The sequence below is a fragment of the Novosphingobium sp. genome, from assembly GCF_025351285.1.
Lineage (GTDB): Bacteria > Pseudomonadota > Alphaproteobacteria > Sphingomonadales > Sphingomonadaceae > Novosphingobium.
The window spans coordinates 1-22,102 of sequence record NZ_JANXWG010000056.1; the positions used below are offsets into that span (position 1 = coordinate 1).

At 66.3% G+C, this 22,102-nt stretch carries 22 protein-coding genes; 12 read left to right on the forward strand and 10 right to left on the reverse strand.

The genetic code is table 11. The features are described from left to right. Positions 1 to 512 precede the first annotated feature (512 nt). A complete protein-coding gene (locus Q0R16_RS06795; RefSeq protein WP_295633984.1) occupies positions 513 to 920 on the forward strand; it encodes a GFA family protein in 408 nt (135 codons plus the stop codon). Between the two features lie 536 nt (positions 921 to 1,456). Here the strand turns inward: Q0R16_RS06795 and Q0R16_RS06800 are convergent. Then, positions 1,457 to 2,560, reverse strand: a complete 1,104-nt coding sequence (locus Q0R16_RS06800; RefSeq protein ID WP_295633987.1) for a branched-chain amino acid aminotransferase — start codon at positions 2,558 to 2,560, stop codon at positions 1,457 to 1,459. A gap of 486 nt (positions 2,561 to 3,046) precedes the next feature. After that, a complete protein-coding gene (locus tag Q0R16_RS06805; RefSeq protein WP_295633990.1) occupies positions 3,047 to 3,664 on the reverse strand; it encodes a hypothetical protein in 618 nt (205 codons plus the stop codon). Positions 3,665 to 3,689: 25 nt separating this feature from the next. Between Q0R16_RS06805 and Q0R16_RS06810 the strand changes: the two genes are divergently transcribed. The 3 genes from Q0R16_RS06810 (at position 3,690) to Q0R16_RS06820 (ending at position 5,535) form a co-directional block, all read left to right on the forward strand. Further along, positions 3,690 to 4,487: a TlyA family RNA methyltransferase gene (locus Q0R16_RS06810; protein WP_295633993.1), complete on the forward strand. Its 798-nt coding sequence runs from the start codon at positions 3,690 to 3,692 to the stop codon at positions 4,485 to 4,487. Between the two features lie 166 nt (positions 4,488 to 4,653). Then, positions 4,654 to 5,208, forward strand: coding sequence for a TspO/MBR family protein (locus tag Q0R16_RS06815; protein WP_295633995.1), 555 nt, complete (start codon positions 4,654 to 4,656; stop codon positions 5,206 to 5,208). Positions 5,209 to 5,274: 66 nt separating this feature from the next. Next, positions 5,275 to 5,535, forward strand: a complete 261-nt coding sequence (locus Q0R16_RS06820; protein ID WP_295633997.1) for an accessory factor UbiK family protein — start codon at positions 5,275 to 5,277, stop codon at positions 5,533 to 5,535. Here the strand turns inward: Q0R16_RS06820 and Q0R16_RS06825 are convergent. Further along, a complete protein-coding gene (locus tag Q0R16_RS06825) occupies positions 5,532 to 6,881 on the reverse strand; it encodes a phospholipid carrier-dependent glycosyltransferase (protein ID WP_295634000.1) in 1,350 nt (449 codons plus the stop codon). The genes Q0R16_RS06820 and Q0R16_RS06825 overlap by 4 nt on opposite strands. Before the next feature lie 98 nt (positions 6,882 to 6,979). On the opposite strand from Q0R16_RS06825, the gene Q0R16_RS06830 reads away from it, so the two are divergent. After that, on the forward strand, positions 6,980 to 8,188 hold the full coding sequence (locus Q0R16_RS06830; protein ID WP_295634003.1) for an aminotransferase class I/II-fold pyridoxal phosphate-dependent enzyme: 1,209 nt from the start codon (positions 6,980 to 6,982) through the stop codon (positions 8,186 to 8,188). A 39-nt stretch (positions 8,189 to 8,227) separates the two neighbouring features. On the opposite strand, the gene cofC is transcribed toward Q0R16_RS06830, so the two are convergent. From cofC to cofE, 3 genes are read right to left on the reverse strand one after another with little or no spacing between them, the layout of a single operon-like run. Then, positions 8,228 to 8,809, reverse strand: a complete 582-nt coding sequence (gene cofC / locus Q0R16_RS06835; protein ID WP_295634007.1) for a 2-phospho-L-lactate guanylyltransferase — start codon at positions 8,807 to 8,809, stop codon at positions 8,228 to 8,230. A 19-nt stretch (positions 8,810 to 8,828) separates the two neighbouring features. Continuing rightward, positions 8,829 to 9,746, reverse strand: coding sequence for a 2-phospho-L-lactate transferase (gene cofD, locus Q0R16_RS06840; protein WP_295634009.1), 918 nt, complete (start codon positions 9,744 to 9,746; stop codon positions 8,829 to 8,831). Next, the gene (cofE, locus tag Q0R16_RS06845) at positions 9,743 to 10,522 is read right to left on the reverse strand and encodes a coenzyme F420-0:L-glutamate ligase (protein WP_295634012.1); all 780 of its coding nucleotides are present in this window, start codon (positions 10,520 to 10,522) and stop codon (positions 9,743 to 9,745) included. The genes cofD and cofE overlap by 4 nt, the downstream gene beginning before the upstream one ends. A gap of 77 nt (positions 10,523 to 10,599) precedes the next feature. Here cofE and cofH point away from each other — a divergent pair, with 77 nt between their 5' ends. The 3 genes from cofH to Q0R16_RS06860 all read left to right on the forward strand — a co-directional run bounded on the left by cofH (position 10,600) and on the right by Q0R16_RS06860 (position 14,779). Further along, positions 10,600 to 12,993: a 5-amino-6-(D-ribitylamino)uracil--L-tyrosine 4-hydroxyphenyl transferase CofH gene (cofH, locus tag Q0R16_RS06850; protein ID WP_295634015.1), complete on the forward strand. Its 2,394-nt coding sequence runs from the start codon at positions 10,600 to 10,602 to the stop codon at positions 12,991 to 12,993. Beyond that, positions 12,990 to 13,667 carry an NADPH-dependent F420 reductase gene (npdG, locus tag Q0R16_RS06855; protein WP_295634018.1) on the forward strand — a complete coding sequence of 226 codons (678 nt, stop codon included), beginning with the start codon at positions 12,990 to 12,992 and terminating at the stop codon, positions 13,665 to 13,667. Before cofH ends, npdG begins: the two co-directional genes overlap by 4 nt. A gap of 83 nt (positions 13,668 to 13,750) precedes the next feature. Next, on the forward strand, positions 13,751 to 14,779 hold the full coding sequence (locus tag Q0R16_RS06860) for a YncE family protein (protein WP_295634020.1): 1,029 nt from the start codon (positions 13,751 to 13,753) through the stop codon (positions 14,777 to 14,779). 59 nt (positions 14,780 to 14,838) lie between these two features. Here the strand turns inward: Q0R16_RS06860 and Q0R16_RS06865 are convergent, their stop codons facing one another. Together Q0R16_RS06865 and Q0R16_RS06870 are read right to left on the reverse strand one after the other, a co-directional pair. Beyond that, positions 14,839 to 16,086, reverse strand: coding sequence for a cytochrome P450 (locus Q0R16_RS06865; protein WP_295634023.1), 1,248 nt, complete (start codon positions 16,084 to 16,086; stop codon positions 14,839 to 14,841). Positions 16,087 to 16,114: 28 nt separating this feature from the next. Beyond that, positions 16,115 to 16,441: a 2Fe-2S iron-sulfur cluster-binding protein gene (locus Q0R16_RS06870; protein ID WP_295634025.1), complete on the reverse strand. Its 327-nt coding sequence runs from the start codon at positions 16,439 to 16,441 to the stop codon at positions 16,115 to 16,117. A gap of 124 nt (positions 16,442 to 16,565) precedes the next feature. Here Q0R16_RS06870 and Q0R16_RS06875 point away from each other — a divergent pair, with 124 nt between their 5' ends. Continuing rightward, positions 16,566 to 17,213: a TetR/AcrR family transcriptional regulator gene (locus tag Q0R16_RS06875; RefSeq protein ID WP_295634028.1), complete on the forward strand. Its 648-nt coding sequence runs from the start codon at positions 16,566 to 16,568 to the stop codon at positions 17,211 to 17,213. Between the two features lie 7 nt (positions 17,214 to 17,220). Here the strand turns inward: Q0R16_RS06875 and Q0R16_RS06880 are convergent, their stop codons facing one another. Both Q0R16_RS06880 and Q0R16_RS06885 read right to left on the reverse strand, forming a co-directional pair. Continuing rightward, positions 17,221 to 19,200: an alpha/beta hydrolase domain-containing protein gene (locus tag Q0R16_RS06880; protein ID WP_295634031.1), complete on the reverse strand. Its 1,980-nt coding sequence runs from the start codon at positions 19,198 to 19,200 to the stop codon at positions 17,221 to 17,223. Positions 19,201 to 19,262: 62 nt separating this feature from the next. After that, positions 19,263 to 20,039 (reverse strand): SDR family oxidoreductase, encoded by a 777-nt coding sequence (locus tag Q0R16_RS06885; RefSeq protein WP_295634034.1) that lies wholly within the window; start codon positions 20,037 to 20,039, stop codon positions 19,263 to 19,265. 172 nt (positions 20,040 to 20,211) lie between these two features. Between Q0R16_RS06885 and rutB the strand changes: the two genes are divergently transcribed. Genes rutB through rutD form a run of 3 tightly spaced genes read left to right on the forward strand, consistent with a single transcriptional unit; the run spans position 20,212 to position 22,098 of the window. After that, positions 20,212 to 20,937, forward strand: a complete 726-nt coding sequence (gene rutB / locus Q0R16_RS06890) for a pyrimidine utilization protein B (protein WP_295634037.1) — start codon at positions 20,212 to 20,214, stop codon at positions 20,935 to 20,937. Next, complete coding sequence (locus tag Q0R16_RS06895; RefSeq protein WP_295634040.1) at positions 20,937 to 21,320, forward strand: Rid family hydrolase; 384 nt, start codon at positions 20,937 to 20,939, stop codon at positions 21,318 to 21,320. Before rutB ends, Q0R16_RS06895 begins: the two co-directional genes overlap by 1 nt. Further along, on the forward strand, positions 21,313 to 22,098 hold the full coding sequence (gene rutD, locus Q0R16_RS06900) for a pyrimidine utilization protein D (RefSeq protein WP_295634043.1): 786 nt from the start codon (positions 21,313 to 21,315) through the stop codon (positions 22,096 to 22,098). Before Q0R16_RS06895 ends, rutD begins: the two co-directional genes overlap by 8 nt. Positions 22,099 to 22,102: the final 4 nt, after the last annotated feature.

Sequence of the window (22,102 nt, forward strand, 5' to 3'; positions counted from 1 at the left end):
GCCCGCCCCACTGCTCGGCCACGCCCCATTTCGCCATCAGCCCCATCGCGGTTCCTTCCCGTCGCGCTACACAAGCCATCCTATGCTGCAAATGCGAGAAAGGGAAAGCGCCACGACGAGATTTGTCGGCGAGGGGGCCGCGCATCCCACCCCCCTCCTCGTCGCCCGCACTCGCTGCGGGGCTCGGCTTTCCTTCTCTGCAGCACGCACCAACTGCTTCCGGAAGGTGGCGCGGAAGCTTAGCCAAGCCCAGAGTCAAGCACGGGGCGACGAGCGGTGGCTGGGGCTGGCGACGCTCGCGGTTCGAGGGGGGGCTGAGAGTCGGCAATGTCGTGTCCGGCAGCGGCACTTGTGTTGCAGATTGGAGCCAAGCAACCCTTCGTTCACGCTTGCAACGAAGGGCGGCTTTCAGGTCTGGTCGGCGCTACGGAAACAACGGCGTGGCTAATTGTCCGACTGCTTTTTGTGGTTGGATCTGGTAAGCTGACGCGAGGCCATTGGAGGATCGGGTGATGGAAGCCGTGTGCGCCTGTGGGACGGTAGTACTCGAACTTTCAGATGAGCCGTTGGCGCAGGTCTATTGTCACTGTGACGACTGTCAGCGAGCGCACGGAGCGGCCTATGTGCCGCGCGCAATCTTTCCGCGAAGTGCGGTTTCAGTTCGCTGCGGCGAAACCAGAGAATGGCTGAACCGCACCCGCACGATGGTTATCTGCTCAGCTTGCGGCTCGCACCTTTACGGCGAGCAAGACGGATCGCCATTCCGTGGCGTCAACGCATCACTCTTGCCAGCGGGTCGATTTACGCCGAGCGCGCATTTTCATTGCCTCTATGCCGTCGCTCCTGCGCTGGATGCTTTGCCGCACTATCGCGACTTTCCTGCCGAATACGGGGGAACCGGCAAGTTGATTGGCTGGTGACAAGAAACGCCAAAGGTTGCTGCAGGCTCCGTATGTGGTCGTTTCCGGAGCGGCCACGTTTTGCAGCGAGTACACAAGTAGCGGTCGTCCCCTCCACCGTTTGAAAGCAGCGGGACCCCCGGGGTGAGCCCGGGTTGTCGGTTGCAGGAAGGTGCGAGCCGGAACTTTCCTACTTGCGCGAAGTGTGGCTTATCCTGCGCGATGACGCCCTCCGCATCCCTCCCATGCCAGCACAGCACGCGCACTGCGGCATTCGCGCGGTGGCCACGCGTGCGCGGCGCAATTGGGGGGCGATTGCTCCAGAACGGAAGATCACGCTCGGCGCGCAGCGACAGGGCGCATTTGGGGGCCTGCTGCGCGTGGTCCTGCGCGGCCGGCTGCACGTTTGGATCGCGCCAAAACGCGACAACTCCGCGCTTTTGCGCTGGCTCAGCGTGCTCGATCAGTCGCGTTGCCAGGCAATCCGGGAGGCGAAGGTGACAGCGCACAAAAACCGCGTTGAGCGTCAACCGCTCACTGCTGCGTGCGCCATAAAGTCAGGCGATGCGCTTGACCCATCCGTGCGGATCGGGCGCTTCGCCGCGTTGGATCGCGACCAGTTGCTGGCGCAGCTTCTGCGTCAACTGGCCCGGCCCGCCCGAACCCACGGTAAATTCGCCGAAGTGTCCGGCCACCTCGCCTACAGCGGTCACCACCGCAGCGGTGCCGCAAGCGAAGGTTTCGAGCAGCGCGCCCGATGCGGCATCGGCGCGCCACTGGTCGAAGGCATAGCGCTCCTCGCGCACGGTCAGCCCCTCGTCGGCGGCGAGCGCGAGCAGGCTGTCGCGGGTGATGCCGGGCAGGATCGTGCCCGACAGCGGCGGGGTGATCAGCGAGCCGTCCGCCTTGACGAAGAACAGGTTCATGCCGCCCAGTTCCTCGATCCACTTGCGCTCGGCTGCGTCGAGAAACACGACCTGGTCGTGCCCGCGCGCGATCGCATCGGCTTGCGGGACCAGGCTGGCGGCGTAATTGCCGCCGCACTTGGCCGCGCCGGTGCCGCCCGGCGCGGCGCGGGTGTAATCGCTCGACAACCAGATCGACACCGCCGGTGCGCCCGACTTGAAGTAATTGCCTGCAGGGCTCGCGATGACCAGGAACTTGTACTGCCTGGCCGGCCGCACGCCCAGGAACGCCTCGCTGGCGAACATGAACGGGCGCAGATAAAGCGAGCCGCCGTCGACCGGGGGAAACCACTCGCGATCGGCCAGCACGAGTTCGGTGACCGCCTGGACGAAGGTGTCCTCGGGCATTTCGGGCATCGCCAGCCGCGCGGCCGAGGCATTGAAGCGCCGCGCATTGGCCTCGGGCCGGAACAGTGCGATGCCGTCATCGGCTGTCTTGTATGCCTTCAACCCTTCAAAGATCTCCTGCGCATAGTGCAGCACCGCGCAAGCGGGATCGAGGAGGATCGGTTCGCGCGGGCCGACGGTGGCGCTGTGCCAGCCAAGCGATTCGTCCCATTCGATCGAGACCATGTGGTCCGAGAACGCCTTGCCGAAGCCGGGATCAGCCAGCACCGCCGCGCGATCGCTGGCAGGCGTGGGGGCAGGGTGGGGCTGACGGCTGAATGCGATTTCGGCTGCGGCGATGGTCGCCATCGGGAAGTGTCCTTGTAGCGGGCCGCATGTCGCGACCGGATCGCGCGTCCTTGAACTATAATTGCGCGTAGATCAATAGATCGGACATAAACAGAAAGTTCGGCTTAAGGCTAAGTGAAGGCCCCAAAAATGTGAAGGGCCGCGCCCGGAAACCGGATGCGGCCCTTCGCATGGTCAGCGGCAGGAAGTGCCGCTTACGAAGCCTCTATCGCGTCAAAATCATCTCAGCGATAATGCTTTACGTAGCGGAAGTCCGACCTCTGTGCTGAACCATGAGACATCGGATCACCTCCTTTCGCGCTGTTGAGCCAAGTGCCACCTTTGCGGATGGCTTGGCCGGAAGATCGCGAGCAACCGTCCGGCCTGCACACCTTGTGAATCAGGTGCGCTGCAACAACAAGTCTTGCATTGAAAAAGTTTCACGTCACAATCGGAGCTTGGCGCTAAATCGCGGGCCCGAATCCAACGGGCGCCAGCTCGAATATTCTACCGGCAATCCTCGATCACGCGGCCCACTTCCTCCCACGCGGGCAGGATCAGCGTTGGCTGCCCGTTAGCCTCGATCGCAAAGCGCCCGCGGCTGAACGCCAGGTCGTCGAGCGTGGCATCGCGAACTGCGAAACTCACCACCAGGCTCGGCCCGAATTGCCCCGGATTAGCTGCAACCACGGCATTGAAAGGGTGCTGCTGCGCGGTGGTGACCAGCGTCAGCGGCACCGATGCCTGTGGTCCCACGGTGGGGTTGGGCGCACTGCGACTGACGGTCACGATCCGTTGACTCAGGTTGCACGTGATCGCGGCCAGCCCGATTCCCGTGCTATCGCTGAACCGCGCGATCGACCCGCTGGCCAGTGTGCGATAGCTCCAGTCGCCGGCAGTCAGCGGCCGGTCGCGCCAGTCGGTTGGCCCTTGTACGAGGGGCGCCGGCGCGGGACGCGCCATCGGTGCGGGTTGCGGCATCACGCGCGGTGGAGGCGCTGCGCGCTGCGAAACGCAGCCCGCCAGCGCAATCGTCACCACGCCCGTCAGCACAAAAGTGCCACGACTGATGCGGCTCAACTTCGGGTCGCGGGGGACGGAATGGTGCGCATGGTTGATCTTCATGCCCCGGCTATGGGATCAAGCGGCCATGACCTCAACCCCGCCACCCGACAAAGCGCCCGGAAAGCAGGCTGCGAAGGCCGGCAAGGCGCGTGTTGACCAGCTTCTGGTCGATCGCGGCCTCGCCGAAAGCCGCACCCGCGCGCAGGCGCTGATTCTGGCGGGGCTGGTCTACGTGGGCGAAAGCAAGATCACCAAGCCGGGGCAGACGGTGCCGGTCGACGCTGCGCTGGATGTGCGCGGGCGCGATCATCCGTGGGTTTCGCGCGGCGGGATCAAGCTGGCGCACGCGCTCGATCACTTCGCGCTCGATCCAGCCGGCATCACCGCGATGGATATCGGCAGTTCTACAGGGGGCTTCACCGACGTGCTGCTGAACCGGGGCGCTGCCCACGTCTTCGCGGTCGATTCGGGGACCAACCAGCTCGCGTGGAAGCTGCGCAGCGATCCGCGCGTGACCGTGCTCGAACAGACCAGCGCGCGTTTGCTGACGCCGGCGCAGATCGACCGGCCTCTGGTTTCTCGACCGCACTGGATCGTGTGCGATGCCAGCTTCATCTCACTGGCCAAAGTGCTCGAAGTGCCGCTTGGGCTGGCGGCGCGTCCGTCGGTGCTGGTCGCGCTGATCAAGCCGCAGTTCGAAGTAGGCAAGGCCGAAGTCGGCAAGGGCGGGGTGGTCCGTGATCCCGCGCTGCACGCGCGTGTTTGCGACGATGTCCGCGGCTGGCTGGAAGCGGGCGGATGGACTGTCGAAGGCGTGGTGCCCAGCCCGATCACCGGACCCGAGGGCAATGTCGAATTCCTGATCGCCGCGCGTCGCGGTTGACCGCGCCGGCTGACCCCGCCGACAGGGGCGCGGATGGCTCCATTATGGGGCGGCACGATTGCGTGGGCCCTCGCGTGTTGCCACACCGGCACAGGACCGCCACACTCCGGTCGATTCGGGTCAGCACGCGCTGCCATACAGCTGCCAAAAAAGGGCCGAACGGTCGATGAGATATCTTGCTTCGCCCGCGCAATTGCGTGGGTCACTGATCCGCTGGTCGCTGGTTACGGTTCCGCTGATCCTCGCGCTCGGTTTCCTGGCGAGCATGACGTCGGGCAGCGGGCCGGGCAACGCGTGGTATGATGCATTGGTCAAGCCCGCGATCAACCCGCCGCCGATCGTGTTCCCGATCGTGTGGAGCACGCTGTATGTGCTGATGGGGCTGGCACTGGCGCTAATCCTGTCGGCTTCGGGTGCTGCGGGCCGGGGTGTGGCGGTGATCGCGTTCGTGGTGCAGATGGCGCTCAATCTCGCGTGGAGCCAGGTGTTTTTCGGCGGCCATCAGTTGACCGGCGGGCTGATCGTAATCGGTTTGATGGCGTTGGCGATCATCGCCACGATCGCGCTGTTTGCGCGGGTGCGGAAATCGGCAGCGTGGCTGCTGGCGCCTTACCTGGCGTGGGTGGTGTTTGCGGGGTTCCTCAACTGGCAGTTCCTCGAATTGAACCGCAACGCCGATGGCAAGCAGGTTTCCGGCGCGGCGGTGCGTATCGCGATCTGATGCGGTCTTGCCATTGCGGCGTTCCAGCCCCATTTCGCGCTCAACCAATCACGAAGGCCAAGTCCCATGCAAAGCGAAAACCCGATCATTGCCGACATCTCCAAGCTGATCAACAGCGCCGCCGGCACGCTGGCGGGCATGGGGCGTGAAGCCGGATCGAACGTGCGGGAACGCGCGCGCGAAGCGCTTGGCGGGCTCGATTTCGTCAGCCGCGAGGAGTTCGACGCGGTCAAGGCCATGGCCGCCACCGCGCGTGAAGAAGCCGAAGCGCTGAAGGCCCGCGTGGCTGCGCTCGAAGCCGCCGCAGGCCAGGCCAAGGCCGGCTAACGCCAGCTATTGAGCCACATCCAGTCCAGGTAGCTCAGCTTGCCTGCCAGCGCGCCGGCCGAGATGATCGGGTAAAACCCCACGAACATGCCCAGCGCAGCCAACAGCGACACCGCTACCGGCCAACGAAAACCGCGGTCCCACCACGCGCCCACCACCACCGCCAGCGCGGCAGCGGCAAACACGCTGGCAAGCAGGTAGTGGTAATAGAACTGCACCGGCTTGCCGTTGATGGCCCAGAAGATCAGCGACGCCACGTACAGCACCACCAGTGCCAATCGCAGCCGATCGGCCCGGCGAACCCCGTCCCACGCGCACAGCGCCAGCGCGGGGAGGGCGGCCAGCATCGTGAACGGATTGCCCATCATCAGCACCGCGCGCTGCGCGCCGTCGACATTCTGGTACAGGAACCAGATCGGCCGCAAGTTGAACATCCACTGCCACCAGTGGCTCATATAGCGGTGCGGTTTGACCACGCTGTCCTGCAATCGCAGCATCGTCTGCTGGTACGGCAGCAGTTGCGTGGGGCTGTTCAGGTGCCCGGTGTGGTACAGGAACATCGGCGCAAAGCTGACGAAATAGACGAACAACGGCAGCGAACCGAGCCACAACGCGGCCTCGATCAGCGACACGCCGTGCACCGGCGCTGCGTTTCGCTGAGTCAGCCAGCCGCGCAGTTTGCGAGCGCCGAAATCGCCCTCCACTGCCCGCCAGCGTGCGATCGCAAAGCCGATCCCGGGCAGCACCGCGAGCGGAATGCCGTTCCACTTGGCCCCCAGCGACAGCCCCAGAAACAGCCCGGCCAGCGCCAGATGCAGCCGCCCGCGCCCCGGCTTTCGGCACGCCAATGCGCATTGCCAGAACGCGCAAGCCAGCGCGGCGGCCATCGTCATGTCGAGCATCGCGATGCGGCTGAGGATGAACCACACGAAATTGGTCGCTAGGAAAGCGCCGAACAGCAACGTGGTGCTGCGCGAAAGGCTCGCCCACCACATCGCGCGGATCGCAGCGTAAAGCCCCACCGTCCCCAGCACGGCATTGACGATGCGCCACCCGAACGCGTTGTCGCCGAACAGCGCAAAGCCCAGCGCCATTGCCTCCTTGGCGACCAGTGGATGCTCCTGGTTCACAGGATTGGACAGCGCGAGCAGGTGGCGGATGGCGGGAAGGTAGTGAATTTCGTCGAACATCGGGTTCGACGGGATCGCCAGCCGGTGCAGCACCACGACGAAAAACGCGGCTGTGATCGCCAGGCACCAGTGCCACGGATCGCGCCGCGCCATCGTTCCGCCCACGGCCACGGCAGGGAAGCTTTCGATGCCGGTATCTTGCTGCGGGTGTTCCATGATCGGCGCCAGCCTTATGCGCTCGCCGCGCCGCCCGCAACGCTGCGGTACTTTCGACCCGCTTGCGCGGCTGCGCCGGCTTGCATAGAGGCAAGCCCATGAAACGCACAGCCGGCCAGGACCGTTCGATCACCGCCAATTGGCGCCCAGCAACCCGCGCGATTCGCGGCGGCACCTGGCGTTCGGAAATGGGCGAGACGAGCGAGGCATTGTTCCTCACCTCTGGTTATTCGTACGACGATGCCGAGACCGTGGCCGCGCGATTCCGCGGCGAAGATTCGGGCATGACCTATTCACGCCTGCAGAATCCCACCGTGCAGATGCTTGAAGAACGCATTGCACTGCTCGAAGGCGCAGAGGCGTGCCGCACCCAGGCTACCGGCATGGCGGCGATGACCGCGGCGCTGCTGTGCCAGCTTTCGGCCGGAGACCACATCGTCGCCGCCAAGGCCGCGTTCGGATCGTGCCGCTGGCTGATCGACAGCCTGTGCCCGCGCTTCGGGATCGAAACCACGGTGATCGACGCGCGCGACAACCACGCCTGGGAAGCCGCAATTCGGCCCAACACCAAAGTGTTCTTCTTCGAAACGCCGGCCAACCCGACGATGGACATCGTCGATCTGGCATTCGTGTGCGGACTGGCGAAAGCGCACGGCATCACCACCGTGGTCGACAACGCGTTCTGCACCAGCGCGCTCCAGCGCCCGCTCGAATTCGGGGCCGATGTAGTGGCCTATTCCGCCACCAAGCTGATGGACGGGCAGGGGCGCGTGCTGGCGGGCGCGGTTTGCGGAAGCGCAGAATTCATCAACGACAAGCTGCTGCCGTTCCAGCGCAATACCGGGCCGAACTTGTCGCCGTTCAATGCCTGGGTTGTGCTCAAGGGGCTGGAAACGCTCGATCTGCGCGTTCAAAGGCAGAGCGAGAACGCGATGAAAGTGGGCAAGTTCGTCGAAAGCCGCGTTCCGAAAATCCTTCACCCCGGCCTTGCCAGCCATCCGCAGCACAACCTGGCAATGAGCCAGATGGCTGCGTGCGGATCGATCTTCAGCCTGGTGCTCGATGGCGGCCGCGCTCAGGCGCACGCGCTGCTCGATGCGCTGACGCTGGTCGATATTTCGAACAACATCGGCGATTCGCGCTCGCTAATGTGCCACCCGGCGTCGACCACGCACCATTCGGTCGGGCCCGAAGCGCGCGCTGACATGGGTGTGGCCGAAGGGATGCTGCGGCTCAATGTCGGGCTGGAAGACCCGCAGGATGTGATCGAGGACCTCGATCGCGCGCTGACGGCGGCCGGTCTGTAAGGGAATCCGGTTCCTCTCCCGATTGCGGAGCCGGTCCGGTCACATCTGGTCGGCGATGGCCGGAAGCAGCAGCCCTGCCGCAATCGCGCGGTCGAGGTCTTCGGGGGTGTCGATATCGAGCGCCAGACCGGGCCGTTCCACAACTGCCGCATCGGGCAGCAAAGCGCGGTGCAATGCAAAGCTGTCCGGGCCGAATGCGGGTAGCAAGCCGTTCGCATCGATGAACGCGAGCGCATTGGTGCCGGTGCGCGCATGATCGGGCGCGATTGCCGCGCCGGCCCCGGCGGCTGCGTCGATCAGCACAGCGATATCGTCGGGGGCTGCCAGCGGCAGATCGGCATGGATTATCAGGACATGCCTGGCTCTGGCCAGGGCGGCGGCTAGCTCCGCATTCAGCCCGTGCCCCTTGTCGACGATCAAACCCGTGCCTTCCGACGCGAACGCGGGCCGGACCGGCGCCAGCAGGGTGAGCGACCCGATCGACGGGCAGCGACCGAGCGTTTCCAGCACATGCGCCGCCATCGCTTCAGCCAGCGCCGCGCGGGACGGCGCGTCGAGCCGTTCCGCCAGCCGGGTTTTCGCCCCGGCGCGGAACGGCACGATTGCGTGCCAATGGGTCATAGCGCCTGCCGGACGATCATCATGCGACTGTGCCGGCAAGCGTCAGCGCTTCATCGGCCACGCGCACTTTGTCCGCCAGCGTCGTCATCAGCGTCGATGCGGCGCGCGCTGGCAGGCCGGGCGGCGCAGCATCCGATCCGTCATGGAGCATGGCATCGATCACCGGCCCATAGTGCGCGGCGATGGCGGCATTGTCGGGCTCCAGGCCCAGTTCGGCCATCATCTTCGAAGTCGGCCCCTTGACCGCCTTGCCACCGACCAGCGGCGAGACCGCCACCACCGGCGCGCGGGTTTCGCGCAGCGCAGCGGCGATGCCCGGCACAGCCAGCAACGGATCGACCGACAGCCACGGGTTCGATGGTGCGATCAGCACGGCATCGGCGGCCAGAATCGCCTCGATCACCCCCGGCGCGGGCCGAGCCTTGGCCGCGCCCTCGAAACGGACCGCGCGCACGGCGGGACGGCATTGCTGCTCGACGAAGTAGTGCTGGAACGCCAATGGGCCAGCTTCGGTATCGAGCCATGTCGCCACCGGATCGTCGCTCATCGGCAGGATGACCGGCGCAATACCCCAGAGGCGCGCGGCCTGTGCGGTCACTTGCGACAGCGTCGCGCCCTCGGCCAGCCGCGCGCTGCGCCACACGTGCAAGCCAAGATCGCCATCGCCCAGGTTGAACCAGCCCGGCCCGCCGAGTGACTTCAGCGCCGCCATGAAGCTCCACGTTTTGCTCTCGCGGCCCCAGCCTTGCGCGGGGTCGGCCTTGCCCGACAACGTATAGAGCAGCGTGTCGATATCGGGAGAGATGGCGAGGCCCAGGTGGCGGAAATCGTCACCGGTGTTCACCACGGCGGTCAGCGACGAAACCTTTGCGCTGTGCATCAGCCCCAATACCAGCTTGGCACCGCCTACCCCGCCGGTCAGCACGGTGACTTTCATCGGAACAGATCCTCGGCTTCGGGGCGGATCAGGTCGGCCGCCGGGCGCTTGCCGGCGGGCAGCCGATACCCCGAAACCAGCGCGGCCGGTATGCCTTCGTCGGCCTCGCCCATCGCCAGCCCGGCGGCTGAGGCGATCAGGTCTGCCAGCGCGACTTGCGTCATCTGCATCGGCCGCCCGTCGCGGTCCAGTTCACCACGCCGGTCGACCAGCGCGGGCAAGCCGGCGCACCCGTTCGCGACGTTGACGACGCCATGCCGCCACGGCCGCCCAAAAGAATCCGAAATGACCACGGCCATTTCCAGGCCAAGCCGCGCCAGGATCGAGGCGGCGATGCCTGCGGCCGAGCGGTCGGGATCTGCGGGCAGCAGCAGCACGCGATCGTCCTGCTCGCCACCTCCCGGCCCCAGGTTCGAGGCATCGATCCCGGAATTGGCCATGACCAGCCCCAATTTGTGCCGTGTGATCAGCACTCCCGGCGCCGCACGCACCACCGCAGTGCTTTCACGCAGCGCCAGTTCGACCAGCCGGGGGTCCTTGTGGATCGCTGCGGCGATTTGGTGCGCGCGGGCGCTTGCGGCTATCGTGGCCAATGAAACCCAGCGGTTTTCCGCTTTGGAGACGATCTTCTGCGTTACCACCAGGATATCACCGGCGATGGGGCCGAGCGGTTCGATCGCGGCGGCCAGCATCGTCCCGAGATCGCAGCCGCGCGCGACTTCGCCGATCCCGGCGAGCGGGCGGATCGTGATCGTCGTGCTTGCCGGCGAATGCATGTGGAGGCCTTCTTCTTGCGCGGCAACGTGTGCGGGCTGGCAGTGCGCAGTGTCAATCGGGATCGGCGGATGGGCACATGAGCAGCGATGTCGCAGGCTTGCGCGCGCACCTGCTCGAAACTCCGTTGGCCGCGTTGCTGGCTGAGGCGCGCGCAATGCGCGATGCCGGCCACGGACTGGCGCAGAGTTTTTCGCCCAAGGTGTTCATCGCGCTGACGCAGCTATGCCGCGATTATTGCCATTACTGCACGTTCTCGCGACCCCTGGAGCGCGGCGCTGCAGCCTATCTTTCGCGCGACGAAGTGCTGGCGATTGCCCGCGCAGGTGCCGCGCAAGGCTGTACCGAAGCGCTGTTCACGCTGGGCGACAAGCCCGAACTGCGCCATCCGGCGGCCCGCGCCGCGCTCGATGCGATGGGGTACGCCAGCACGATCGACTACCTTTCGGCGATGTGCGCGGCGGTGCTGGCCGAGACTGGGCTGCTGCCGCACATCAACGCCGGGGTGATGGGGCGTGATGATCTGGCCAGGTTGCGGCGGGTTTCGGTCAGCCAGGGCTTGATGTTGGAGACCACCGCCGCGCGGCTTTCAAATCACGGTGGCCCGCACTGGCGATCGCCCGACAAGGACACGGCGGCGCGGATTGCCACGATCGCCGCGGCGGGTAAATTGTCGATCCCGTTCACCAGCGGCTTGCTGATCGGCATCGGCGAGACGCGCGGCGAACGGCTCGATGCGCTGTTTGTGCTGGCCGATCTTCAGGCGCGGCATGGCCATATCCAGGAAGTGATCGTCCAGAACTTCCGCGCCAAGCCCCGCACGCCGATGGCCAATGCGCCCGAACCGGATCTCGAGGACCTCATGTGGACGATCGCGGCGGCGCGGCTGGTGCTGGGGCCGGCGATGAACATCCAGGCGCCGCCCAACCTGTCGGCCGATGACTTTCCGCGGCTGATCGAGGCGGGGATCAACGATTGGGGAGGGGTCTCGCCAGTCACGCCCGATCATGTGAACCCCGAAGCGCCGTGGCCCGAACTGGCGCGGCTGGATGCGGGAACCCGCAGCGCCAATGTTACGGGGGGCGGCCGCGTGCTGGTGCGGCGGCTGCCGGCTTATCCGGCGATGATCGCGGACAGCGAACGCTGGTTCGATCCGGCGGTACTGCCCGCGCTGCGGCGCCACGCCGATGCGCACGGCTGGGGACGCGAACCGGGCTGGCACAGCGGCGATGCGAAGGCGTGCGTTCTCCTGAACGGGTACAGCGACGGCCCTGCAGACTCGACGGTTGCCGGTGCGCTCGCTGCGCTGGAAGCGGGTGCCGAGCCCAATGCGGCGCTGGTCGAGGCGCTGTTCACGGCGCGCGGAAGCGACGTTGAGCGTGTTTGCACCGCCGCCGATGCGCTGCGGCAACGGGTATCCGGCGAGGCGATCAGCTACGTTGTCAACCGCAACATCAACTACACCAACATCTGCGCTTATGCCTGCGGGTTCTGCGCGTTCTCGAAAGGGCGTGGCCATGCCGCGCTGCGGGGCACGCCTTACGATCTCGACCATGCCGAGATCGCCCGCCGCGTGGCCGAAGCGGCCGCGCGCGGGGCCAGCGAAGTGTGCCTTCAGGGAGGCATCCACCCGGCATATACCGGCGAGACGTACCTGGCGATCCTGCGCACCGCCAAGGCCGCCGCGCCGGACATCCACGTCCACGCGTTTTCGCCGCTGGAGGTGTGGCACGGCGCGGAGACATTGGGCATCCCGCTCGCCGCGTACCTGACCATGTTGAAGGACGCCGGGCTGGGCTCGCTGCCGGGCACAGCGGCGGAAATCCTCAGCGACGACGTGCGCGCGGTGATCTGCCCCGACAAACTGACCACGGTGCAATGGCTCAAAGTGATCGAGACCGCGCATTCGGTCGGACTGCCCACCAACGCCACGATCATGTTCGGCCATGTCGAGACGCCTGCGCACTGGGCCAAGCACTTGCTCGCGGTGCGCGATCTGGCCGCGCGGACCGGCATGATCCGCGAATTCGTGCCGCTGCCGTTCGTCCACATGGCAGCGCCCCTGGCGATGAAGGGCCGCACCCGCGCCGGGCCGAGCTGGCGCGAAGTGCGGCTGATGCATGCGGTTGCGCGGCTGGTTTTGCACCCGCACGTGCCCAACGTGCAGGTAAGCTGGACCAAGCTCGGACCGGCCGGCGCGGCGGCGTGCCTGAACGGCGGCGCCAACGATCTGGGTGGCACCTTGATGAACGAGAGCATCAGCCGCGCCGCGGGCAGCGGCCACGGCGAGGAGTTCCCGGCCGAAGCGATCGAGGCGCTGGTCACCGGCATGGGCCGCATTCCGCGCCCGCGCCTGACCAGCTATGCCGATGCCGATCTCGCCAAAATCGCGCAAGCCAAAACCGCACCGCCGCTGGCTACGGTGGTGCAGACCAAGCCCAGGAAATTCAGATTGCCGGAGTTGCAAGCATGACCGACACGCCATCACGCCTGATAATCGCGCTGCTCGGCGGCGCGGGCAAGGAAGGCAGCGGCCTTGCGCTGCGCTGGGCCAACGCCGGGCACACAGTCGTAATCGGCAGCCGCGACCCCGCACGTGCCGCCGAGGCCGCCGCCAACATCAACGCCAGACTGGGCCGCGAAGCCGCAACCGGCACCGACAATCTGTCAGCCGCACGGGCAGGCGAACTGGTGGTACTGGCGGTGCCCTATTCCGCGCAAATCGCCACGGTCGAAGCGGTGCGCGATGCGTTGGCGGGCAAGATCCTGATCGACGTGACCGTCCCGCTGGTGCCACCCAAGGTTGCCCGCGTGCAACTGCCGGCAAGCGATTCGGCCGTCGTCGCGGTGCAAACGCTGCTCGGCGTGGACGTGCGCGTAGTCTCGGCGTTCCAGAACATCTCGGCCCACCACCTTGTTCACCTCGATGCCGAGATCGACTGCGACGTGCTGGTCTGCGCCGATGACAAGGCCGCCGGCGAAACCGTGGTGGCGCTTGCGCGCGAGATCGGCCTGGGCGCGTTCTATGCCGGCGTGCTTGCCAACTCGGTCGTCGCCGAGGCGCTGACGAGCGTGCTGATCGCGCTCAACCAGCGTTACAAGGTGCCCGGCGCGGGCATCCGGCTGACCGGGATTCCCAGGGACTGAGTTAGCACTTGCGCGGCGCGCGGGGCGTGCGATGTATTGCCCTGGCGCGGCCGGATCGCGTCGAAAACCAAGGGATTCGCGCGATGAAAACCGGGATCAAGGCCCAAGTGCTAGGCGCGGCAATTGGCGCGGCGCTTGCAGCATCGACCGCGCTGGCGGCGCCTGCCGGCCCGGCTTTCGTCAAGGCTGCCACGATTGCTGCGCCCGATGGTGGCTGGGATTTCGCAAGCTGGGATTCGGCGCACCACTTGCTGCTGATCGCGCACGGCAAGGACGTGCTGGTGATCGATCCCGCGCACCCCGAAACGGTCCGCGCGATCGGCGCACTGCAAGGCGCACACGGCGTGGTTCCCATCCCCGACAGCAACAATCTGCTGGTCACGAGCGGCAAGGACAACACCGTCCGCGTGATCGACATGGCCAGCGGCCAGGAACTCGCCAGCATCCCCGTGGCCGCCAATCCCGATGCGGTGATCCTTTCGGCCAGCGGCAACCGCGCTTATGTGATGGCGGCCAAGGGAGGCGCAATCTCGATCGTCGACCTGACCAGGAATGCCGAAGTGGGGCGGATCGCGCTCAAGCCCGCGCTCGAAGTGCCGGTACTGGTCACGCCCGGCCTGCTCGCCGTGAACAACGAAGATGCGAACGAAATCGAGTTCGCCAACTTGCTCACGAAGAAAGCGGCGGGGGTAATCAAGCTGACCGGGTGCGAGGGGCCGACCGGGCTGGCTTACGATCCCGCGAGCGGCCTTGCGCTCAGTTCCTGCGCCAACGGCAAGGCTGCGCTGACCGACTTGCGCGCGCGCAAGGTGGTGGCGCTGCTGCCGATCGGTGACGGTCCCGACACCGTGATCTGGGACGCCGGCCGCAAGCGCTTCCTGGTGCCTTGCGGAAAAAGCGGCACACTCTCGGTAATCCGCATGCTTGGCCGCAAGCCTGTGGTGGACGCTGCCGTGCCGACTGAAGTGAGCGCGCGCACGGCGGCGTTCGATCCGGCGACGGGCCGGGTGTATTTGCCGGCCGCACGCTTCGGACCGCCCGCACCGGGCGCCAGGCGTGGGGGGATGGAGCCCGCGAGCTTTCACGTGCTGGTGATGGCGCCGCGGGGTTAGGCAAGGAAGAAAAGCCCGCCCCCAACCCCTCCGGCAAGCGGGCGGGGGAGGCTAGCGGATCACCAGACCAGCGGCACCGCCTCCGGCCCCACGACCCCACCCGGCCGGTACTCGATCCTGGTGCCGGGCTTTACCGCGAACTCGGGTATCCGCCGCAGCCATTCCTGCAAGGCGATCTTCATTTCCAGCCGCGCCAAGTGTGCGCCCATGCAACTATGGACGCCGACAGTGAAGGCCAGCGTGGTCTTCCTGGGGCGGTGGAAATCGACTTCGCGCGGGTTGGGGAACACCTCGGGGTCGAAGTTGCACGCGGGCAGGACGCAGGTCACGCGGTCGTCCTTCTTCAACTGCACGCCGCGCATCTCCACATCCTGGATCAGCACGCGGCCCGAGAACGTGACCGACCATACCCGCAGCAGTTCTTCCAGTTGCGCGTTGATATTGTCGGGATCGGCGATCATCTCGCGCACCTTGGCGGGGTTCTGCGCCAGATAGAGCCAGATGTTGTTCATGCTGGCGAACACCGTGTCGAGCCCGCCGATGAACAGGAAGCACACGAAGCCGAACACCTCCTTGTCCGACAGCGGTACCCCGCCGGGCGCGGCGTGGGCGATCAGGCTGACCACGCCATCGTCGGGCTGGGCCTTCTTTTCGGCGATCGCCGACTTGAGATAGGCGGTGATCTTGCCCATCGTTTCGGCCATGGTCGCGCGATCGTTCGAATGAAGCAGCGCCATCGCCCATTCGACGAAAGTGTCGCGCATGGCTTGCGGCAGGCCCATGATGTCGAGGAACACCATCACCGGCAGCGGGCGGCCATAAGCCTCGGTGAATTCGCAACTTCCCGCATCGATGAACTGGTCGATCAGGTCGTTGGCCAGCTTGCGGACCTTGCCTTCCAGCTTAAGCACGCCTTGCGGGCTGAACACGGGATCGACGATGTTGCGGTACTTGCGGTGGTGCGGCGGGTCGATTTCCTGTGGGATGAAGTAGAAATAATCGTCCGGATCGCGCGGGAAGGGGGTGGCGCCCGCGTTCGAGAAGGTCTCGGGATGGCGCAGGATGTGCAGCGCGTCCTCGTGCTTGAGGACTTGCCAGGCGTTGCCCATCGGACCGACGTCGTAGAAGATCGGCGGCATCGTGTCGTGCAGCCCAGCCATGTAGGCGTGCGGCGCCGCCAGGAATTCGGGGCCGAAAGTGATCCCGGCCGATCGGATCAGATCCTTGGGCACGTGCGCAGGCACCTGGTCCATGCCGACGCGGCGCGGATACGTGGGCGGAACGGGGTTGGCAGCGTCGATCGGCATCATCAATCTCCTGGGCGCAACGCGTCTGTCAGAACTGGGTTTCGGGCAGATGGACGACCAGCCCGTCGAGCGCGGGGGTCATGTCGATCTGGCACGACAGCCGGCTTGTCGGCCGCACTTCAGCGCCAGCGGATTCGAGCATGTCGCGTTCGTCCTGAGACGATGGTCCGCCGACCTTGTCGGTCCACGCCGCGTCGACGTAGCAATGGCAGGTGGCGCAAGCGAGCCCGCCGCCGCATTCGCCGATGATCCCGTCGATATCGTTGTAGAGCGCCCCGCGCATGACGTTTTCGCCCAGCGGTACATCGACCGTGTGCGTGGCGCCGCTGGCCGCGATGTAAGTCACCGAAGGCATGGCTTCATCCTTTTCCATTTGCTTGAGAACAGCGTTCTCGACGCACTGTGTATAGCGTGATAGTGGCAAAAAGGAAGCGAGATCGGGCGCGCCGGTGATCGCAGGGGCGGTGTAGGAGCAGGTGTTGGCGGACAAGGCGGCTGATTCGACGCCAAGTGCGACCGAAGATGACCGCGCCGGGCGGATCGTCCTGGCGGCGTACGAGTTGCTCGATTCGGCCGGGCTGGAGGGGCTGACGATCCGTGCGGTCCTGGCGCGGACCGGACTGGCGCGGCGGGCCTTTTACGATTGCTTTGCGGGCAAGGACGCCCTGGTGCTGGCAGTGTTTGCGTACACTCTGCGGCTGGCGGCGGGCTATTTCGCCGAAGCGGTGATCCGCTTGCCCGATCCGCTGGCGCGGGTGGAAGCGATCGTCACCGGGATTGTCATGGGCAGCGCAGCGATCGAAGGTGCGCACGACAGTGGTTCGAACCGCCGCAGCGCGGCGCTGTCGCGCGAACATCTGCGGCTGGCCGAGGCGCATCCGCCCGAATTGCAAGCCGCGGTTGCCCCGCTGATAGACCTGATCGCCGCACACCTGGCCGATGGCATGGCGGCGGGGCAAGTGCGCGCGGGCGATCCGGCCAGGATGGCCGCGCTGGTGTACAATCTGGTGTCCACGACCGTTCACACACAGTTGATCGCCGAGGAAGCCGCCACGCCCGACCGCGCGCGGCGAGAGGCGCTGGCCGAGGAAATCCGCGAGTTCTGCCGCAGGGCGGTGGCTGCCTGACGCAGCCCTAATTCAACACATCGCTCGCTTCGGCCTGCGCGATCACCCGCGCAGCATCGTCGGGCAGCAACCAGCCGTCGGCCAGGCTGCGCGCGGTGGCGGCCTTGACGTGCGCGACGAAGCCGGCGTGATCGGCGTAGCGTTCTTCCAGGCTGGGGCGCGGATCACCGTTGGCGATGCGCTCGGCCTTGGTGCGCGCGAACGGGATGTAGCCGCCGAACAGGCTGCACCCTCCGCCCGTGCCATAGCCTGTGCCTGTCACGTTCCAGCCGGTGTAGGTGCCGGTGGGAACTTGCAACTGGATGGGCAGGACGCCGGCGGTTTCGTTGCCGTCGGCGTTCACGCGGGGCACGCGCTGCGGCAGCACTTGCCGCAGGACCGGCGGTTGCCGGGTCGCGACGCCGCTGACGTCGGCGGTGATGAAGCCGGGGCCGAAATCGTAATCGGCCAGCGGGTTCTGCTTGCCGTCGGGGCGCGGCGCGTCGGGGATCGCGGGCCAGCCCATCGCCTTGCTGTTCGGCTGGACGAGATCACCGCGCGCCAGCATGGGATAACGGCTGGCCGGGGGCTGGTGCTTGCCCGTCACCCAATCGACCAGCCGTTTGCGCGCCACGCGCAGGATCTCGCGCTCGCTGGCGGGATCGCCGGGCAGGGTGCAGGTGGGCGGAGCGCTTTCGCCCTTCGCCGGGAAGCCGCCGACCCATGATCCGCCATGCGTGATCCCGGCAAAGTAGTAGCGGCGCACGTTGGCGGGCAACGCGATGTCGGCGCGGGAGTCGGTGCCGATCAGGTCGGGCGACATCCGCAAGTTCCAGATTTCGGCCGAGCCGAAGGTTTCGATCACCTTGGGGCAAGTTGCAGAGCGGTTGCAGCGGTCGAGCAGGCTCGACGCAGCGTGATGGCGAGCGCTATCGGTGTAACGGCCCCACCACAGCGTGCCCTCGCTGCCCGGTTCCCACATTTGCGCCGCACCGCCGGGCACGCCGAAGCGCTGGTTGAGGACGATCTGCCGCGCGGCGATGTTGGGGTTGATCCCGTCGAACACGCGGGTGCCCGCTTCGTCGGCGTTGAAGCCCAGGTGGACGAAACTGCGCAGGAAATTGCCGCTTTGCGAATTGCCAACACCCACTGCCCAGTGGATCGTCGAGCCGGCCGCCTCGGGATGGGCGTGCAAATAGGCGATCAGGTCGCGCGTCGCGGCAAAGCCGATGCCGAGCACGCGCGGGTCCCTGCCCCGATACGTCAGTCGGTAAGCGGCGTCGGGATCGAACCCGGCCTTCAGGCACAGCCGCGCCGGATCGGGCGTGCCGGGGAATGGCGCGGTGCGGCAATCGCCGAAGGCCCAGTCGCTTGCGGGCACCTGCTCATCGGCGCGGCGGTCGCGTTCGATGACGAGGCTGGCTTTCGCGGTGTCGACTGAGACCGGCTCGGCCAGCCGCGTCGGACGTCCGAATCCGCCGATGATAGCGGTTGAATGCCCACCCGCCGGCAAGTTGATCATGCGCGCCAGGATCGGGCCGGTGATCGAGGAGCCATCCGAATTGCGCGCCACTGGCACCACGGCATAAAGTGCGCGCGGGCCCGGTTCGATATCGCCCTGCCAGCCGCTGACCACGCGGACGTGGCCATCTTCGTCGGGTTCAAGGCTGACGCCACCGCCGCGGTTGGCCACGTCGTAGTAGAGCACGCCGCTTGATTTGGCGGGATCGACCGGCCGCGCGATGGCGAAGCTGGCGCTGTATTCGACCATCCCGCGTGCATTGCGCGGCGCGAGCGCAAGGTCGGTGATAATGGCGTTGGCGGGCGCCTTGGGATCGATCTCACCGAAAAACAGCCCGTCGACCCGCTCGTAAGCCGCGCGGCCCGCAACCGGCGCCATCGGCACGGGCGCCGCGGCTTCGATACGCACGACTTTTGCGGCGAGCGGTTGCCCCGTCACTGCGAGCGCGGCCAGGAAAACCTTCGCGCTTATCGTTCCGTGCTTCATCGCATCCCCCGGGGCCGTGTTTGGCAGCCACCGTGCAGGCGTTCTCGCATCGTGGCAACCGGTCAGTCGGCCGGAACCCACTTCGACGTGGTTGCGCGCGGGCTCAGGTACTTGGTGCGCGTCCAGCCGCCATCGACCACGATCGACTGGCCATTGAGCATCTCGCCGCCGGGCGAGCACAGGAAAGCGATGGTGGCGGCAACGTCCTCGGGTTCGGCCAGGCGCGGGTAAGGTGTGGTATCGACATTGACCCGCTGGAACGTTTCGTCCTCGAAGCGGTGGCGAACCATATCGGTCATCGTAACGCCCGGCGCCACGCAGTTGGAGCGGATACCCTGCGGACCGTATTCGCAAGCCATGTGCTCGGTCAAAGACTTCAAGCCGCCTTTTGCCGCCGAATAAGCCCCACCGCGTCGGCCGCCGATCATGGCAAAGGTGGAAGTGACGTTGACCACGCCCGAGCCTGGCTTCATGTGCGGCACACAATCGCGGCATAACCGGAATGGTGCGCGCAGCATCACGTTCAGGAAGTGATCGAGCGCGTCGTCATCGGTTTCGTGGAGCGGACTGGGGCTGCCGATCCCGGCGTTGTTGATCAGGAAATCGATCGATCCGAACCGTTCGAGCGCGGTTGCGACGATCCGTGCCGGCGCGTCCTTCGCCGTGACGTCGATCGCCAGCGTGGCCACCCGCGCTTCGGTACCGAGCGCGGTGGCGATGCCCGCCAGCTTGCCCGGATCGCGCCCGACTCCGAACACGGCCATCCCGGCCTGGTGCAGCAACTTGGCGGTGGCGAGGCCGATGCCGCTGCCGGCGCCGGTGATGATGGCGGTTTTCATGGCATCCATGGGCGGCGTGCGGCCTGCCTTGTCAAGCGCGGCCGGTTCGTGCGCCGGATTGATCGCTCGCGCGCTGCCGGAGTCTGCGATCGGGAATTAGCCTTCCGCTTCAACAGGCTTGCATCCAGCGCCTCATTCGGGAAGGTTCGCGTCTTACGAAAGGCACGCCGCCATGACGACAGTCATCCACCCGCCAATGACCGGTCCGAACTCGGTCACGCTGCCTGCGCGGCCCGAGCCGATCAAGGTCGATCCGGCCAGTACGGCGGTGATCGTGGTGGATATGCAGAACGCCTATGCTTCGGCGGGCGGCTACGTCGATCTGGCGGGGTTCGACATCGCCGGAGCGGCGGGGGTGATCAGACGGATCGGGCAAGTGCTCGATGTGGCGCGGGGCGCTGGCATGGCGGTGGTGTTTCTGCAGAACGGCTGGGACACGGACTATGTCGAGGCGGGCGGGCCGGGTTCTCCCAACTGGCACAAATCCAATGCGCTCAAGACCATGCACGCGCGGCCCGAGCTGGCGGGGCAACTGCTGGCGCGCGGCGGGTGGGATTACGAACTGGTCGATGCGCTGGCGCCAAAGCCTGGCGATATCCGCGTGCACAAGACCCGCTACAGCGCGTTCTTCAATTCGCAGCTCGACAGCGTGCTGCGCGCGCGCGGGATCAGGACGCTGGTGTTCGTGGGCATCGCCAGCAACGTCTGCGTGGAATCGACGCTGCGCGACGCGTTCCACCTCGAATATTTCGGAGTGCTGCTGGAGGATGCGACGCACCACCTGGGGCCCGATTTCATCCAGCAGGCGACGGTCTATAACGTCGAGAAGTTCTTCGGCTGGGTCAGCACGGTCGCCGATTTCTGCGGCAGCGTGGGCCAATCTTCGGGAGCAGACTAATGCCATTCGAACCGATCAATCCGCCCCAGTTCCCCACCCCGATCGCGCCTTATTCGGCGGGAGCGAAGGCAGGGAACACCGTCTATGTCTCGGGCGTGCTGGCGCTCGGCGAAGGCGGCGCGGTGCTGCACGTGGGCGATGCTGCCGCGCAGACCCGGCATGTGCTCGACGTGATCAGGATAACGCTGGAGGCCTCCGGCGCTACCCTGGCGGACGTGGCGATGAACCACATCTTCCTCAAAGACCTGGCCGATTACGCCGCGTTCAATGCGGTCTATGCCGAGTACTTCCCCGCCGCCAAGCCCGCGCGATACTGCATCCGCGCGGACCTGGTGAAGACTGATTGCCTGGTTGAGATCGCCAGCGTGGCGCACATTGCCTGAAGCAGCAGGCCTTTACTACGAGGAGCATGGCCCGCCCGACGCGCCGCCACTGATCCTGTCGTCGGGACTTGGCGGATCGGCGGGTTACTGGGCGCCGAATCTCCCGGGGCTGGCCGAGCATTTTCGGGTGATCGCCTACGATCATCGCGGGACGGGGCGGAGCGATCGAGCAAGCCCCGAAGGTCTGACGCTGGCCGATCTTGGCGCCGACATCCTCGCGTTGATGGGTGCATTGGACGTCGGGAGTGCAGCCATCGTCGGCCATGCGATCGGGGGCATGGCCGCGCTTGAAGCGGCAAGGGCAGCTCCGGCGCGGGTGAACCGGACTGTCGTCATCAATGGGTGGGCCAGCCTCGATCCGCAGACCGCGCGCTGCTTCGATGTGCGCCTCACGCTGCTGCGCAAGGCAGGAGCCGCGGCCTATCTGGAAGCCCAGCCGCTGTTCCTGTTCCCGCCCGATTGGCTGTCCGGGCATGACGCCGTGCTGCGCGCCGAAGCCGCACAGCACCTCGCCAACTGGCCAGGCGACTTGACGATGGAGCGGCGCGTCGCTGCGGCAAGGGCGTTCGATTGCCGCGCGTGGGCTGGTTCGATTGAAGTGCCGACCTTGCTCGTCTGCGCGACCGACGACCTGCTGGTGCCCTCGTTCAACAGCACCAGCCTTCAATCGCTGTTGCCCCACGCGCGCAGCATCGTTCGCCCGTGGGGTGCACACGCCGTCAACGTCACCGATGCTGCCGCCGTCACCAGCGACATCCTCGACTTCCTCAGGAGCTGAACCC